This is a genomic window from Mycobacterium sp. NGS34 (genome assembly GCF_059812845.1).
Genome location: NZ_JCALDM010000001.1, coordinates 821,832 through 835,644, shown reverse-complemented (window position 1 = coordinate 835,644; position 13,813 = coordinate 821,832). Strand labels below are relative to the sequence as shown.

The following is a 13,813-nucleotide window of genomic DNA, read 5'->3' as shown; positions in this document are numbered from 1 at the left end:
AGTGAACCCCGCTCAAGCCTGCCCTCGCGGGTGTCCTGGTGTCAACCCAGCCTTGAGTCTGCTTCACTCAACTTGTCGACCATGCTAACGGCGGGCGCGCGCGTCTTGTTCCCGGGGTGGTCGTTGCGTGTGAACGCAGGGCGCCCTGGACGCACGATCGACGCCGTCAGCTCACACTCGGCTCCGGCCCCGGGATCATCTCCTCGATCAGCGAGAACACGGCGCGGGTGGCGGCGCTGGGCGGGCGCGCCGCCGACCTCGCGACATACAACCGCCAGCACAGGTCGTAGCCGGAGATGCTCACCGTCGCCAGGCCGTCGTCGCCGATCTCGTCGAGGATGAACCGGCTCAGGAAGCCGATGCCGAGGCCGTTCCGGACGTGGGTCGCGGTGGTGGCGATATCGGCGACCTCGAGGGCGATCGTGCGCTGCACCCCGGCCGCGGCGAAGGCCCGGTCGACCACCGCCCGGTTGCCGTAGCCGGGCGGCCCGTCGACGAACGACATCCCGGCCAGCTCGGCCAGTGACACCGACTCCCGGCCGGCGAGCGGGTGATCCGCTGGGACGACCAACAGCAGCGGAAAGGCGGCGACGAGCCGGGTGTGCAGGTCGGCCGGCGCCCCGTCGGGGAAAACGAGGAGCGCGACGTCGAGGCTGGCGTCGCGGAGCTGCTGCGCGAGGCCCGCCGAACCGGCCCGGGCGAAACGGATTTGGACCAGCACGCCGGGATGGCGGGCCCGCAGCTCGGCCAGCAGCCTCGGCAGGTCGATGTTGTTGATCGACATCAGCGTCCCCAGCCTGACGGTGCCGCGGACGGCCCCGACGGAGTCGACGGCGGCGACGACGGCGTCTTTGGCCGCGCGGGCGGCGTCGATGGTGGCGCGGGCGTGGGGCTCGAGCTCGCGTCCCGCCGCCGTGAGCGTCACCCCCGCCGGCCCGCGGACGAACAGCTCGGCGCCGAGTTCGCGTTCGAGGGCCTTGATCGTCGCGGACACTCCGGACTGGACGACGTGCAGCCGTTTGGCGGCGCGGGTGAAGCTGAGGGTGTCGGCGACAGCGAGGAAATACTCGAACTGGCGAAGCTCCACCGAGCCATTATCACCGCCGGTGATGGCTCCCATCAGGAATTTTCGTTGGCTTTTGACGGTTGGGCCAATTTACGGTTCGCAATTGGGTCGCGTCGATCCCAACCCCCTCAATCGGACGGTGCGCTTTATGAGTTTGCAGGGCCCCACCCTGACCAGAACCCGGACCCGGTGGTCCTCGGCGTCCACCGACGACCAGTTCGTCGTGCAGAACCCCGCGACGGGGCAGACGGTCACGGTCGTCCAGGGCGCCGGGCCGGACGAGGTGGACCAGGCCGTCCGCCGGGCGCACGCCGCGCACCTGCGCTGGAAGCAACGCCCCGCGCGCGAGCGCGGCCGATACCTGCGCCAGGTCGCCGAGGTGATCCGCGCCCACGCCGACGAGATCGCCGCGCTGGAGACGCTGGAGATGGGCAAGCCGATCACCCAGGCCCGCAATTTCGACGTGGAAGCCGCGATCGCCATCTTCGAGTACTTCGGCGCCATGGTGGAGGCGCTGCCCAGCCAGGCCCGCGACTACGGCCCCGTCCTGGACGTCACCACGCTGGAGCCGTACGGGGTGATCGCGGGCATCGTCCCGTTCAACTGGCCGCCCATCCACACCGCGGGGAAGGTCGCGCCGGCGCTGGCGGTCGGCAACGCCGTCGTGCTCAAGCCGCCGGAGCAGACGCCCTCGGTGGTGTTGCGGATGGTCGAGCTGATCCAGTCGGTCCTGCCGGAGGGTGTGGTGCAGGCCGTGCCGGGCCGGGGCGAGGTGGGCGCCGCGCTGGCCGGGCATCGGCTGGTCGGCAAGGTGTCGTTCACCGGGTCGCCGCGGACGGGCGCGGCGGTGCTGCGCACCGCGGCCGGCAACCTCACCCCGACGCTGATGGAGCTGGGCGGGAAGAACCCGCTGGTGGTTTTCGACGACGCCAACCTGCACGAGGCGCTGCTGGCCGCGGTCGACGGCGGCTTCTTCAACCAGGGCGAGGCGTGCACCGCGGCGTCGCGAATCCTGGTGCACGACAGCGTCTATGCGGAGTTCGAGGCGAAGCTGTGCGCCGCGGTGGGGCGGCTGCGGGTGGGTGACGGCGCCGACCCGGCGACCGACGTCGGCCCGCTGGTCACCCGCAAGCAGCAGAACCAGGTCCTCGATTACCTGCGGATCGGCGTGGCCGAAGGCGCCCACATCGCCGCTCAGGCGCCGCTGCCCGACGATCCCCGATTGGCCGACGGCTTCTACGTCGCGCCGACGGTGCTGACCGGCGTGACCCCCACCATGCGGGTGGCCCGCGACGAGATCTTCGGCCCGGTGGTCACCCTCATCCCGTTCAGCGACGAGGACGAGGCGGTGCGCATCGCAAACGCCACACCGTTCGGATTGGTCGCGGCGGTGTTCACCCAGGACAGCGACCGGGCGCTGCGGGTGAGCCGGCGGATCCGCGCCGGCGCCGTCTTCGTCAACAACTATCACCGCATCTCCATCGGCACCGGTTTCGGCGGCGTCGGCCACAGCGGTTTTGGCCGCGAGCACGCCCAGGAGACGCTGGCGGAGTACGGCTACACCAAGACGATCCGGCTGGCCGCCGACCGCGACGAGCTGACGTACTGGAGCGCCGCGGCCCGGGTGCTGGCGGGCTGATGCGCACGATAGCCCTCGAAGAGCATTACGCCACAACGGAATTCCTCGACGGGCCGGGCCGCTGGCTGGCGTCGCGCACCGGAATCGTCGAACCGATCAGCGACCTGGGCGACGGCCGGATCGCGGCGATGGACGATGCCGGCGTCGACGTGGCGGTGCTGTCGCTGGCCGCGCCGGGCGTCGAACAGCTGGACGGTCCGGAAGCCGTCCGCTTGGCCCGCGCATGCAACGACGAGCTCGCGAAGGCGGTCGGGCGCTACCCGGACCGGCTGGCGGGCTTCGCCGCCGTGCCGATCAGCGCGCCCTCCGAGGCCGCCGACGAACTCGAGCGGGCGGTGCGCGAGCACGGCTTCGTCGGCGCGGTGATCAACGGGCACAGCCAGGGCATCTACCTGGACGACCTGTTCTTCGACCCCGTCCTGTCGCGTGCTGCCGCGCTGCGCGTGCCGATCTACCTGCACCCGACCATCCCGCCGGCCGGCGTCATCGAGTCCAGCTACGCGGGGTTCGCCGACGAGGTCACGTTCGCTCTTTCCACGGTCGGCTGGGGCTGGCACATCAACACCGGCACCCACGTGCTGCGGGTGATCCTCGGCGGCGTGTTCGACCGATACCCGTCCTTGCAGATCATCATCGGGCACATGGGCGAGGCGATCCCGTTCATGCTGCCGCGCTTCGACGCGACGCTGAAACCCGAACTGACTGGCCTGACGCACCCCGTCAGCACCTACCTGAGGCGAAACCTCAACTACACCTTCGCCAATTTCAACGACGGGCCGACCTACGCCAACCTCGTCGCCCAGGTCGGCCTTGAGCGGGTGTGCTTTTCGGCCGACTACCCGTTCGGGTCGATGCGCGCGGCGCGGGATTTCCTGGACGGCCTGCCGCTGGGCGACGACGAGCGAGCGCTCATCAGCCACCGCAACGCCGAGCGGCTGCTGGGCCTCTAAAAACTTCGCCGATTGTTGGTCGGCATGCGGCGCCCTCATGAGTTAGCCTGAGCGTTCCCGGAGCCACCACGGCAGGAGCTCGATGTCACCGTCAGACAGTGCCGCCGAGCGGCTCGCCCGCGAGGACGAGGGCTATCACAAGAGCCTCAAAAACCGCCAGATTCAGATGATTGCCCTCGGCGGCGCCATCGGAACCGGGCTCTTCCTCGGCGCCGGCGGGCGGCTGGCGTCGGCGGGGCCCGGGCTGTTCCTGGTCTACGGGGTCTGCGGCATCTTCGTCTTCCTCATCCTGCGCGCGCTCGGCGAGCTCGTGCTGTACCGCCCGTCGTCGGGATCGTTCGTGTCGTACTCCCGCGAATTCTTCGGCGAGAAGCTGGCTTACGTCGCCGGCTGGATGTACGTCCTGAACTGGTCGATGACGGGGATCGTGGACACCACGGCGATCGCGCACTACTGCCACTACTGGGGGATCTTCCACGCCATCCCGCAGTGGACCATCGCATTGGTCGCGCTGCTGGTGGTGCTGTCGATGAACCTGATCTCCGTCAAGGCCTTCGGCGAGCTGGAGTTCTGGGCCTCGTTGATCAAGGTGCTGGCGCTGGTCACGTTCCTGGTCGTCGGCACGGTCTTTCTGGTCGGACGCTTCAAGATCGACGGTCACGACACCGGCACCGGCCTGTGGGACACCCATGGCGGGCTCGTGCCCAAGGGGCTGCTGCCCCTGGTGCTCGTCACCTCGGGAGTGGTATTCGCCTACGCCGCCATCGAACTCGTCGGCATCGCGGCCGGGGAAACGGCCAACCCCGAGAAGGTGATGCCGCGCGCGATCAACTCCGTGGTCTTCCGCATCGCGGTCTTCTACATCGGATCCACCGTCCTGCTGGGCCTGCTGCTGCCCTACACCGCCTACAAGGCCAACGTCAGCCCGTTCGTGACGTTCTTCTCCAAAGCCGGTGTCCACGGGGCCGGCAGCGTGATGAACGTGGTGGTGCTGACCGCCGCGCTGTCGAGCCTGAACGCCGGTCTCTATTCCACGGGCCGCATCCTGCGGTCGATGGCGATCAACGGCAGCGGCCCGAAGTTCACCGCGCCGATGTCGAAGCGGGGGGTGCCGTACCGCGGGATCCTGCTCACCAGCGCCGTGGGGTTGTTGGGCATCGTGCTCAACGCCGTCAAACCCAGCCAGGCGTTCGAAATCGTGCTGCACATCGCGGCCATCGGCATCGTGTTCGCCTGGGGCACGATCGTGGCGAGCCAGCTGCAGTTCTACCGGCTGGCAAGGGCCGGGCGGGTGCAACGGCCCGAGTTCCGGATGCCGCTGTCGCCGTACACCGGCTACCTCACGCTGGCCTTCCTGGTCGGCGTGGTGGCCCTGATGTTCTTCGACAAGGTGCAGGGCCCCTACCTGATCGGCGCGACCGTCGTCGGCGTCCCCGCGCTCATCGGCGGTTGGTTCCTGGTTCGCAGTCGGGTCACGGCCGCCGCGCAAGACACCGCCGCGCCGGCCCCACCCGCTCAGGGTTCGTCGATGTCCTGACCGCCGGCGAGGTCGGCGCAGTCGACGGCCTCGACGTCGGACCGGCCGCGCAGGAACTCGCCCGCGCCCCGATCCCCCGTTAGCTGCTTGATTACGTCGGGCCAGTGCCGGCGCGCGATGATGACCGGGTGGCCCGGCCGCTCGTCGAAGTACGCGCGGGCCAGGCCACTGTCCGACGCCCGTGCCCGGTCCAGGACCCGCGCCACCACGTCGGGACCGACGTCGGGGGTGTCGACGACGTGCAGCACCGCGTAATCCGCGCGCAGGCCGTCCGCTGGGGCCAGCCCGGCGCGCACCGAGGCGCTCAGCCCGTCGCGCCAATCGGGCGCGACGACCGCGGTGACCCCGGGCGGCGCGGCGACCTCTGCGGCGCCCAGGACCAGCACCACGTCGGCGCAGCCACCGCCTTGGAGCGCACCGACCGCGGCGTCCAGCCAGCCCTCTACCAGCACCTTCGGCCGGCCGTAGCGCCGTCCCTCGCCCGCGGCGAGCAGGACGCCGACGGCCCTCGACTGTGATAACGCCACTCTCCTATGATGGCATCGAGGTTCTCGTCAGGCGACAACCGGATGGAGCGCAATGACTCAAGAAGCGCAGGGGGCGACGGCCACGACCCCTCGATACGCCGGCACCCGGGTGCAGCGCGTGGAGGACCTCCGGCTGCTGACCGGCCGCGGCGGGTTCGTCGACGACATCTCGCGGCCCGGCATGCTGCACGCCTGCTTCGTGCGCAGCCCGTTCGCGCGCGCCACGATCAACGGCATCGACGCGACGGCGGCGCTGGCGTTGCCCGGCGTGCGCGCGGTGTTCACCGCCGCCGACCTCAATCCCGACGTCAAGGAGGCGTGGCACGCCGTGGCGGGCAAGGACGTGCCGGACACCCCACGCCCGCCGCTGGCCGAGGGCGAGGTGAAATTCGTCGGCGACCCGGTCGCGCTGATCGTCGCCGAAAGCCGCTACATCGCCGAGGACGCGCTGGAACTGGTCGACGTGGACTACGAGCCGCTGCCCGCGATCACCGACCTGGCCCGCGCGCAGTCCTCCGATGTGCTGGTGCACGACGCCTACGCGCACAACGTCGCGGGCGGGATGGGCGGCGCCCCGCCGGACGAAGAGGTTTTCGCGGCGGCGGCGTGCGTGGTGAAAGAGGACATCTACCAACAGATTTACGCGCCCGTGCCGATCGAGACCCGCGGGCTGGTGGTCGAATGGGAGGCGGCGTCCGGGGAGCTCACCCTGTGGGCGTCCACGCAGACCCCGCACGAGCTGCGGGCGTTCTGCGCGCGCCTGTTGGGCATTGCGGCGCAACGGGTTCGGGTCATCATGCGCGACACCGGCGGCGGCTTCGGCCAGAAGGTCGTCCCGATGCGCGAGGACATGTGCATCATGCTGGCCGCCCGCAAGGTGCCGGCGGCGCTGAAGTGGATCGAGGACCGGCGCGAGAACCTGATGTCGGCCGGCCAGGCCCGGCACGTCGACGGCACGGGCCGCATCGCGTTCGACGGGGACGGCAACATCGTCGCCGCCGACATCGACTTCGTCCAGGACGTCGGCGCCTACCCGACGCCGTACCCGGTGCTGACCACGGCCGCCATTGGCATGTTCTTCCCCGGGCCCTACCGGGTGCCCAAGGCCAGCTTCAACTACAAGACCGTGTTCACCAACACCAGCGGGCTGGCCGCCTACCGCGGCCCGTGGCAGTACGAGACGCTGGCTCGCGAAATCCTGCTCGACATCGCCGCGCGCAAGATGGGCATGGACCCGGTCGAACTGCGCCGGCGCAACCTGCTGCGCCGCGACGAGATGCCGTACTTCAACCCCAACGGCATGCCGTACGACCACGTCGCCCCCAACGAGACGTTCGAGCAAGCGGTGAAACTCCTTGACCACGAAGGCTTTCGCAAGGAGCAGCGCGAGGCGCTGGCGCAGGGCCGCTACCTGGGGCTGGGGTTCTCGGCGTACATCGAGCCGACCGGCGCGGCGACCGGCCACCTGGCCACCGAGGGCTGCACCATCCGGATGGAGCCGACGGGCACGATCAACGTCTACGTCAACGGCGGCTCCAGCGGAAACAGCGTGGAAACCACCGTCATTCAGCTGACCGCCGACGCGCTGGGAGCCGACATCGACGACGTCGCCACCATCCAGGGCGACACCGCGATCACGCCGTACGGCGCCGGGACGCAGGGCAGCCGCAGCGGCCCGATGACCGCCGGGGCCGTCGCGGAGGCCGGCGCCATCCTGCGCGCCAAGATCGTCGCGCTGGCCGCACACCAGCTGAAGGTGCCCGAATCCGAAGTGGTGCTGGCAAATTCGGCCGCGGCCGTGCGCGGCGACGCGTCGAAGCAGGTGACGTTCGCCGAGCTGGCCTACCTTTCGTACTACTCGCCGCAGGCGCTGCCGCCGGGGACGTCGCCCGAGCTGGAGGCCACCGCGCGCTACGTCGCCAAGGCCCCGATCCTGTGGTCCAACGCGACCCACGCCTGCACCTGCGAGGTGGACGTGGCGACGGGCAAGGTGACCCTGCTGCGCTACATCGTCAGCGAGGACGTCGGACCGATGATCAACCCGAACATCGTGGAGGGCCAGATCGCCGGCGGGACGGTGCAGGGCATCGGCGGCGCGCTGATGGAGGACCTCGCCTACGACGACGACGGCAACCCGCTGGCAACGACATTCGTCGACTACCTGCTGCCGACGGCCACCGAGGTCCCGCCGATCGAGTTCGGCCACGTCGAGATACCCGGCCCGGGGCCCGGCGGCTACAAGGGCGCCGGTGAGGGCGGGGCCATCGGCTCGGTGCCGGCGGTGATCAACGCGATCAACGACGCGCTCGCGCCGCTCGGCGTGGCGGTCACCCGGCTGCCCGCCAGCCCGGCGTCGATCGCGGCGCTGTTGAGCGAGGTGAAACGGTGAAGCCCGCCTCGTTCGATTACCACCGCCCCGACACCGTCGGCGACGCCGTCGCACTATTGTCCGAGCTGGGCGACGACGCGAAGATCATCGCGGGCGGTCAGAGCCTGGTCCCGATGCTCGCGATGCGGTTGGCCTACTTCGACCATCTCATCGACATTTCCCGGCTGGGCGAGCTGCGGGGCATCGAGCGCCGTGGCGACGAGTTGTGGATCGGCGCCGGAACCACCGAGTCCACCGTCGGCTCGGATACCCAAGTGCGCCAAGATGTTCCGCTGCTGACCAGGGCGACACCGTTCGTCGGGCACTTCCAGATCCGCAACCGCGGCACCCTCGGCGGGTCGATCGCCCACGCCGACGCCGCGGGCGAATACCCGGCGGCCGCGCTGGCGCTGGACGCGGTGATGGAGGTCCTCTCGCCGCGCGGGCGCCGCGAGATCGCCGCCGCGGACTTCTTCGCCGGCCTGTGGGAGACCACGATGGAACCGGACGAGGTGCTGACCGGCGTCCGGTTCCCGGTGTGGGACGGCAGGTCCGGGTTTTCCGTGCACGAATTCGCCCGTCGCCACGGCGATTTCGCGATCGCGGGCGCGTTGGTGGCGGTCCGGCTCGACGACGACGACCGGGTGTCCCGCTGCGGGATCGGGCTGCTGGGCCTGGGTCCCACGGTCGGGCGCGCGACGGCGGCCGAGGCCGCGGTCCTCGGCAAGCCGATCGGCGAGCTGGTGCCCGAGGAGATCGGCCGGGCCGCGATGACCGGCCTCGACGAGGTGCCGACCGACCTGCAAGGGTCCGCGTCGTACCGCACCCGGGTGGGCGCCACCATGGTCGCGCGCGCCTGGACGCAAGCCATCGAGGAAGCAGTGGCGGGAGCAAGCAATGGGTGAACAACCGGTTCAGTTGTCGGTCAACGAGACTCCGGTCGCGGCCAGCGTCGAACCGCGCATGACGCTGGCGGACTTCCTGCGGGAGCGGTGCGGGCTCACCGGCACCCACCTCGGCTGCGAGCACGGCGCCTGCGGCGCGTGCACGGTGCTGGTGGACGGCGACGCCGTGCGCTCCTGCCTGATGTTCGCGGTCCAGGCGGACGGCACGGAGGTGACGACCGTCGAGGGCATCGCGTCGCCCGACGGCACCCTGTCGCCGGTGCAGGCCGCGCTGCGGGAGTGCCACGGGCTGCAATGCGGCTTCTGCACGCCGGGTTTCGTGACCACGCTGACCGCGCTGCTGCGCGACAACCCCAACCCCACCGACGACGAGATCCGCGAGGCCCTGTCCGGGAACTTCTGCCGCTGCACGGGTTACCAGGGCATCGTCGCCGCGGCCCGGCGGGCGGCCGAGATCGAGTCGGTCACGCACCGGTAAACCCGCGCCATCGGCTCTGCATCGATAACGGCCTGGTTGCAGTAACTTTCGCCGCTTCTTGCGTACTCTAAGCGCTGAAATCGAAGACTTTCGGGGAGCGGCGGGTGCAGTTATCGCAAAAGGCGCGGCGAAGGCTGGCCGGCGGCTCGCTGCTGTTATCGGCCGTCCTGGCCGCACCCGCGGTGGTTTCGGGCTGCAGCACGCTCGTCGACGGCAAGCCGATCGCCACCCCCGGGGCCGGGCCGACCGAGCCCACCTTCCCCACGCCGCGGCCGACCACGGCGACGCCGGCGCCGACCAGCAGCAGCCCCGCCCCGTCGACCGGCCCCACCGGGCCGTCCAGCCCGACCACGCCACCGGCCGGGGTGATCCCGCTGCCGCCCGACCACAACGGCTACGTCTTCATCGAGACCAAGTCCGGCGTGACCCGCTGCCAGATCAACAAGGAGACCGTCGGCTGCGAGGCGCCGTTCACCAACTCCCCGCTGCAGGACGGTGAGCACGCCAACGGCGTCAGCATCAGTTCCGGCGGCAACGTGCAGTGGGTCCTGGGCAACCTGGGCGCCATCCCGACCGTCACCATCGACTACAAGACCTACGCCGCGCAGGGCTGGACGATCGTCGCCACCGAGCAGGGCACCCGATTCACCAACGACCGCACGAAGCACGGCATGTTCGTCAGCGTGGAGAAGGTCAACACGTTCTGAGCGCCTGAAAGCCCAGGTAAAGCGGATTACTGGGCCGACCTCGTCCGCAGAGAGTCCGCAGCGGATTTGATCGCAGCATCCAGGCTGTTGGCGACGCCGTCCAACCCGTCATCGAACGGGTCCGCATACACGTCTGCCGTCATCGAGGCCTCGGCGTGCCAAAGCATTCGCTGAACCGCCTCGACGTTGACCCCGCCGGCCATCAAGGCTTAGCAGACTATTCTGCCGCGTGTGTGCACCCCTGCTCTTGACACCTCACGCGAGAGCCAGGCCCGGCCAGTGGTGACAGCAAGGATACGACCATGCGATGAAGGACCGACCGTCGTGCTTTGGCCGTCGGCACTCTCGCCGTCGGCGGTCTGCGCTTTGCCCGGGATCACCTGTGCGCCATGGACTGAACGAACGCTACCGGCAGTGCACTGGTTAGGGACGGCAGGGCCTTCGAGAAGTACTGAACTCCTTGCGGTGGTCGGCTGATGCCGAAAGCATCTTCAAGCGTCACGTGGTCGATACCGGCCAGCCGACCGACTTGGATGCCTACACCACTTGAGTAACCGGCGAAGTACTCCAAGAACTTGGCTCTTGAGATCCCCGCGACGTGCCGAAACCTTTGCCATAGACGGCGTGGAGTGTCCGACACCTGTTCGTCGATGGAGAAAATCGCGACAACTCTCCCGATGGGCTGAGTCGCATAAATGGCAACGTGGGTGACATCAGGGGCGAGCCGCCGCTTCCGGAACTCGACCATCTTCGTACCGCCGATAAGTGCCGCGGCGTACTCGGGATGCACTGACAGTAGGGCTATTCGGCTAACAGGAACTTCAGCCATTCGAGTGCACTTTCGTCCCTTACTTGTTGAATGCTCTGCGGAGAGCGTGCCATCACTCCTCGCCCAATCAGTTCATCCGGTGTTATCGGCGTGTCGAGAACTCGATCAAGTCGAAACCGGATCGCCAAAACTTCCCGCCTTGAGCACATCTCATCTATGTCGGCGGGCTTGTACACAGTGCGTCGCCCAGTGAACGCGAGCACTGCGGTCGGGTCGGACGACCTTAACGTCGCCTCGACTACTCCAACCACGTTGACCATCTGATGTTCCCGAGTGCGCAGGAATAGCAAGGTGTCGCCAGGCTTTAGTTGTCGGCAGCCGGACTGGCACACATACGCTTTCCTGATCGCATTTCCTTGGTCGGTCACTCCCTGATAGAGGCTCAGCTGTCCAGAGTCATCGGCGACAGGGAAAAGGTCCCGATGCCAGTGTGGCAGGATCGGCACGACGAAAACGCGATCGGGCTGGACCGCTCCCGGACCGTAGGCGATATTGAACTCGAGCGGCCCGATGTTCGTTTCGACGGTGTCGGGATGCAGTGACTTCCCAAGGACGACCTCCCCGGCTCGCCCGGTGTTGCCGCGTTGAGTGAACCCAAAGCTTTCGAATAGCTGGACTATCTCAACCTCATCATCGAATACCTCAACAAATACCGAATCGAAGCCGTTTGTCCGAGCGTGTTCAAAGATCGCCCAGAGGAGTAATTCGCCGCGCTTGACCCCGCGTGCGGCTTCAGCAACCTTGAAGGTGCAGATCTTCAATACGCGGCCCGTCAGGCCCCATCGGTCGTCGAGCTCCTCCTTGAGAATGACCACTGCGTCGAGCGGACCGTCAGAGCTTCGCATCACCAGACATGGCCGAGCTTCTTTGGCGACCTTCTCGCGCAACCACCGGCGAATGTTGTACTCCGCCGCAAAGTCATCGAATATTGCATCAGCGGGGTCAAGTTCGTAGCCCGTGATCGTTTGCACAGCGGGAACAGTGATTGGTTGTTGGCGCTGACGGGCGAGGACGTCAACCGCGTCCCGGAGCGAGAACACCCTGTCCTCGAGTCCCAGCGCCTTCGCATGTGGAAGAATCCGCTGGTCCTCTGTCACCAGCCAGGCGGCCGCTCCACGTTCGAGAGCTAATAGCAGAGTCATGTCGACTTTGCTTTGGCGACTGATTTGCGGCGGATAACTTGCTCGGGCCTGAAAGCCCACAGGGATGTCGATGGGATTGAGGATGTGGTAGCGCTCCAACTGATTTCGCCGAAGCCGCTTGTGTTCCTCGTCGACGTGCCGCTCGATGTCGTCTATCACCCCGGCAGCTAGGCACAGTGTGTGGCTCAGCCCAGTCGCCAATCTGTAGAACTCGCGAGCTAACTTGCCATTGACGTGGGGAGAGTCAGCGGTACTTTCTGCCGCGATAAGGATGTTCGTATCGATGAGAACGCGCAGGGCGGCAGCCGATACCACGCTAGCCTCCTCTCGCGCAGTCAAAGCATTACGCGCTGGGGGGAGCATGGACGCTGCCATAACCAAAGCGAAGTCATTTCGGAATATAGTGGTGACCATTGCCTGGACGGTCACGACTGCGGTCGCGCTTGAGGCGTCGGAGAACTCATTACGGTGACGTTCTGCGGTAACCGTCCGTTATCCCCGGAAGTGTCTCAAAAAAGACCTCATATGAGACAGCGATCGGTGCATTATCAGATGTCGCGTTCTGCCAGTTGGCAATGTCTCGAAAGTTCGTCTCACCCAAAGTGTCTCAAATGACTGTCCGAGTTTTGTTCCAGCCTTGGCCTTCAATGGAGATTGATCGGGCAACTACGTGAGCCAGCACGATAGTGCCTGGCGGAATCTCATCGCCTGATGGCGCGACGCCACCGTCAGCACGCGTCCCGAAGGAAGGGGCCCCCGACCAGCTGATAGTCGAGTATAGTTTCGGTTTCGTTAGTTAAATCGGGTGGCAAGGGCCGTGGACAACGAAACCAACTCAAAGTCAGGGTGGCGGCGGAAGCTGCTAACAGTGCCGGGCATCATAGGAACCACTGTCCTCACTGCGGTGGTAGGAGCTGGGGTCACATGGACAGTCAATTACCTGCGCGAAGCTGAGTTACACCCCAGCGACGCAATCAAACTGTCCGTCGAAACCGATCCGAGCAAGATGAGCGGCGTGAATACATACAGCAGGCCGGTCGTGATTCCTTCGACTGTCCGAACGCGTGGCGCACCGACCGAGCACATGGCTGTGGGATGTGAAGGTTTCCATTCGTGGGCGGTCGACAACCATGGTGTAGACGCCGGTGAAACTCTAGTGGAGATCGCCGCCCAAGGCGCAAGCGACAAACCCGTTCTAATTCAAAACATGCGAGTGAGGGTTACCGATACCTCGCCACCAATGAACGGGATTGCGGCGGAATGCCAGAGTCAGGGCATGGCCGAGCGGCGAGGCATCGCAGTCAATCTTGACGCGACCCCGCCCACGGTTGACTACAAATCCGACCCGAAGGCACCATTTGGCTTCACTCTGGCTAAAGGTGAGACTGAGTTATTCAGGGTGTCCGCTACGGCTGCCAAAGCAACCTATCGTTGGAAGATCTACTTCGATGTTGTCGTCAATGGAGCGTCCGACACTCTTGAAGTCGGGGGGAACGGCGGATTCATCACAACCGCCGCGCCAGCGCGGGACGCGATGTGGGAATGGGACTACGTTGACTCATACTGGTTTCGTATTGATGGAAATCGTATAGTCGCTAAGATCCCCCCATCGGAGTCGTTACCGGCCCCCAAATAAGACCACGGTGACGATGTTGGCGGTCACCA

General features: G+C 67.0%; 12 protein-coding genes. 8 read left to right on the top strand and 4 right to left on the bottom strand.

The genetic code is table 11. From position 1 onward, the window contains the following. Nucleotides 1–166 precede the first annotated feature (166 nt). Entirely contained in the window at nucleotides 167–1,087 is a 921-nt protein-coding gene (locus AC5Y7V_RS04030; protein ID WP_499878732.1) for a LysR family transcriptional regulator, read from the bottom strand. 127 nt (nucleotides 1,088–1,214) lie between these two features. Between AC5Y7V_RS04030 and AC5Y7V_RS04025 the strand changes: the two genes are divergently transcribed. The 3 genes from AC5Y7V_RS04025 to AC5Y7V_RS04015 all read left to right on the top strand — a co-directional run bounded on the left by AC5Y7V_RS04025 (nucleotide 1,215) and on the right by AC5Y7V_RS04015 (nucleotide 5,192). Further along, on the top strand, nucleotides 1,215–2,705 hold the full coding sequence (locus tag AC5Y7V_RS04025) for an aldehyde dehydrogenase family protein (protein ID WP_499878731.1): 1,491 nt from the start codon (nucleotides 1,215–1,217) through the stop codon (nucleotides 2,703–2,705). Further along, nucleotides 2,705–3,655: an amidohydrolase family protein gene (locus tag AC5Y7V_RS04020; RefSeq protein ID WP_499878730.1), complete on the top strand. Its 951-nt coding sequence runs from the start codon at nucleotides 2,705–2,707 to the stop codon at nucleotides 3,653–3,655. Before AC5Y7V_RS04025 ends, AC5Y7V_RS04020 begins: the two co-directional genes overlap by 1 nt. An 82-nt stretch (nucleotides 3,656–3,737) precedes the next feature. After that, on the top strand, nucleotides 3,738–5,192 hold the full coding sequence (locus AC5Y7V_RS04015) for an amino acid permease (RefSeq protein WP_499878729.1): 1,455 nt from the start codon (nucleotides 3,738–3,740) through the stop codon (nucleotides 5,190–5,192). Here the strand turns inward: AC5Y7V_RS04015 and AC5Y7V_RS04010 are convergent. Continuing rightward, nucleotides 5,171–5,719, bottom strand: coding sequence for a nucleotidyltransferase family protein (locus tag AC5Y7V_RS04010; protein WP_499878728.1), 549 nt, complete (start codon nucleotides 5,717–5,719; stop codon nucleotides 5,171–5,173). The genes AC5Y7V_RS04015 and AC5Y7V_RS04010 overlap by 22 nt on opposite strands. Before the next feature lie 52 nt (nucleotides 5,720–5,771). Between AC5Y7V_RS04010 and AC5Y7V_RS04005 the strand changes: the two genes are divergently transcribed. From AC5Y7V_RS04005 to AC5Y7V_RS03990, 4 genes are all read left to right on the top strand, one after another. After that, nucleotides 5,772–8,108, top strand: coding sequence for a xanthine dehydrogenase family protein molybdopterin-binding subunit (locus tag AC5Y7V_RS04005; RefSeq protein WP_499878727.1), 2,337 nt, complete (start codon nucleotides 5,772–5,774; stop codon nucleotides 8,106–8,108). Then, nucleotides 8,105–8,992, top strand: a complete 888-nt coding sequence (locus tag AC5Y7V_RS04000) for an FAD binding domain-containing protein (protein WP_499878726.1) — start codon at nucleotides 8,105–8,107, stop codon at nucleotides 8,990–8,992. Before AC5Y7V_RS04005 ends, AC5Y7V_RS04000 begins: the two co-directional genes overlap by 4 nt. Next, nucleotides 8,985–9,470, top strand: coding sequence for a (2Fe-2S)-binding protein (locus AC5Y7V_RS03995; RefSeq protein WP_499878725.1), 486 nt, complete (start codon nucleotides 8,985–8,987; stop codon nucleotides 9,468–9,470). Before AC5Y7V_RS04000 ends, AC5Y7V_RS03995 begins: the two co-directional genes overlap by 8 nt. A gap of 104 nt (nucleotides 9,471–9,574) precedes the next feature. Further along, on the top strand, nucleotides 9,575–10,177 hold the full coding sequence (locus tag AC5Y7V_RS03990) for a hypothetical protein (protein ID WP_499878724.1): 603 nt from the start codon (nucleotides 9,575–9,577) through the stop codon (nucleotides 10,175–10,177). Between the two features lie 376 nt (nucleotides 10,178–10,553). Here AC5Y7V_RS03990 and AC5Y7V_RS03985 read toward each other — a convergent pair whose 3' ends face one another. Then, nucleotides 10,554–11,006 carry an ASCH domain-containing protein gene (locus tag AC5Y7V_RS03985; protein ID WP_499878723.1) on the bottom strand — a complete coding sequence of 151 codons (453 nt, stop codon included), beginning with the start codon at nucleotides 11,004–11,006 and terminating at the stop codon, nucleotides 10,554–10,556. Further along, entirely contained in the window at nucleotides 10,979–12,463 is a 1,485-nt protein-coding gene (locus AC5Y7V_RS03980) for a GNAT family N-acetyltransferase (RefSeq protein ID WP_499878722.1), read from the bottom strand. The genes AC5Y7V_RS03985 and AC5Y7V_RS03980 overlap by 28 nt, the downstream gene beginning before the upstream one ends. 502 nt (nucleotides 12,464–12,965) lie before the next feature. Here AC5Y7V_RS03980 and AC5Y7V_RS03975 point away from each other — a divergent pair. After that, nucleotides 12,966–13,784 (top strand): hypothetical protein, encoded by an 819-nt coding sequence (locus AC5Y7V_RS03975; RefSeq protein WP_499878721.1) that lies wholly within the window; start codon nucleotides 12,966–12,968, stop codon nucleotides 13,782–13,784. The last annotated feature ends 29 nt before the right edge of the window (nucleotides 13,785–13,813 follow it).

Excerpts from the sequence above, each read along its gene's own strand:
- AC5Y7V_RS04025 (WP_499878731.1), top strand. The coding sequence starts at position 1,215 with ATGAGTTTGCAGGGCCCCACCCTGACCAGAACCCGGACCCGGTGGTCC.
- AC5Y7V_RS04020 (WP_499878730.1), top strand. The coding sequence starts at position 2,705 with ATGCGCACGATAGCCCTCGAAGAGCATTACGCCACAACGGAATTCCTC.
- AC5Y7V_RS04015 (WP_499878729.1), top strand. The coding sequence starts at position 3,738 with ATGTCACCGTCAGACAGTGCCGCCGAGCGGCTCGCCCGCGAGGACGAG.
- AC5Y7V_RS04005 (WP_499878727.1), top strand. The coding sequence starts at position 5,772 with ATGACTCAAGAAGCGCAGGGGGCGACGGCCACGACCCCTCGATACGCC.
- AC5Y7V_RS03995 (WP_499878725.1), top strand. The coding sequence starts at position 8,985 with ATGGGTGAACAACCGGTTCAGTTGTCGGTCAACGAGACTCCGGTCGCG.
- AC5Y7V_RS03985 (WP_499878723.1), bottom strand. The coding sequence starts at position 11,006 with ATGGCTGAAGTTCCTGTTAGCCGAATAGCCCTACTGTCAGTGCATCCC.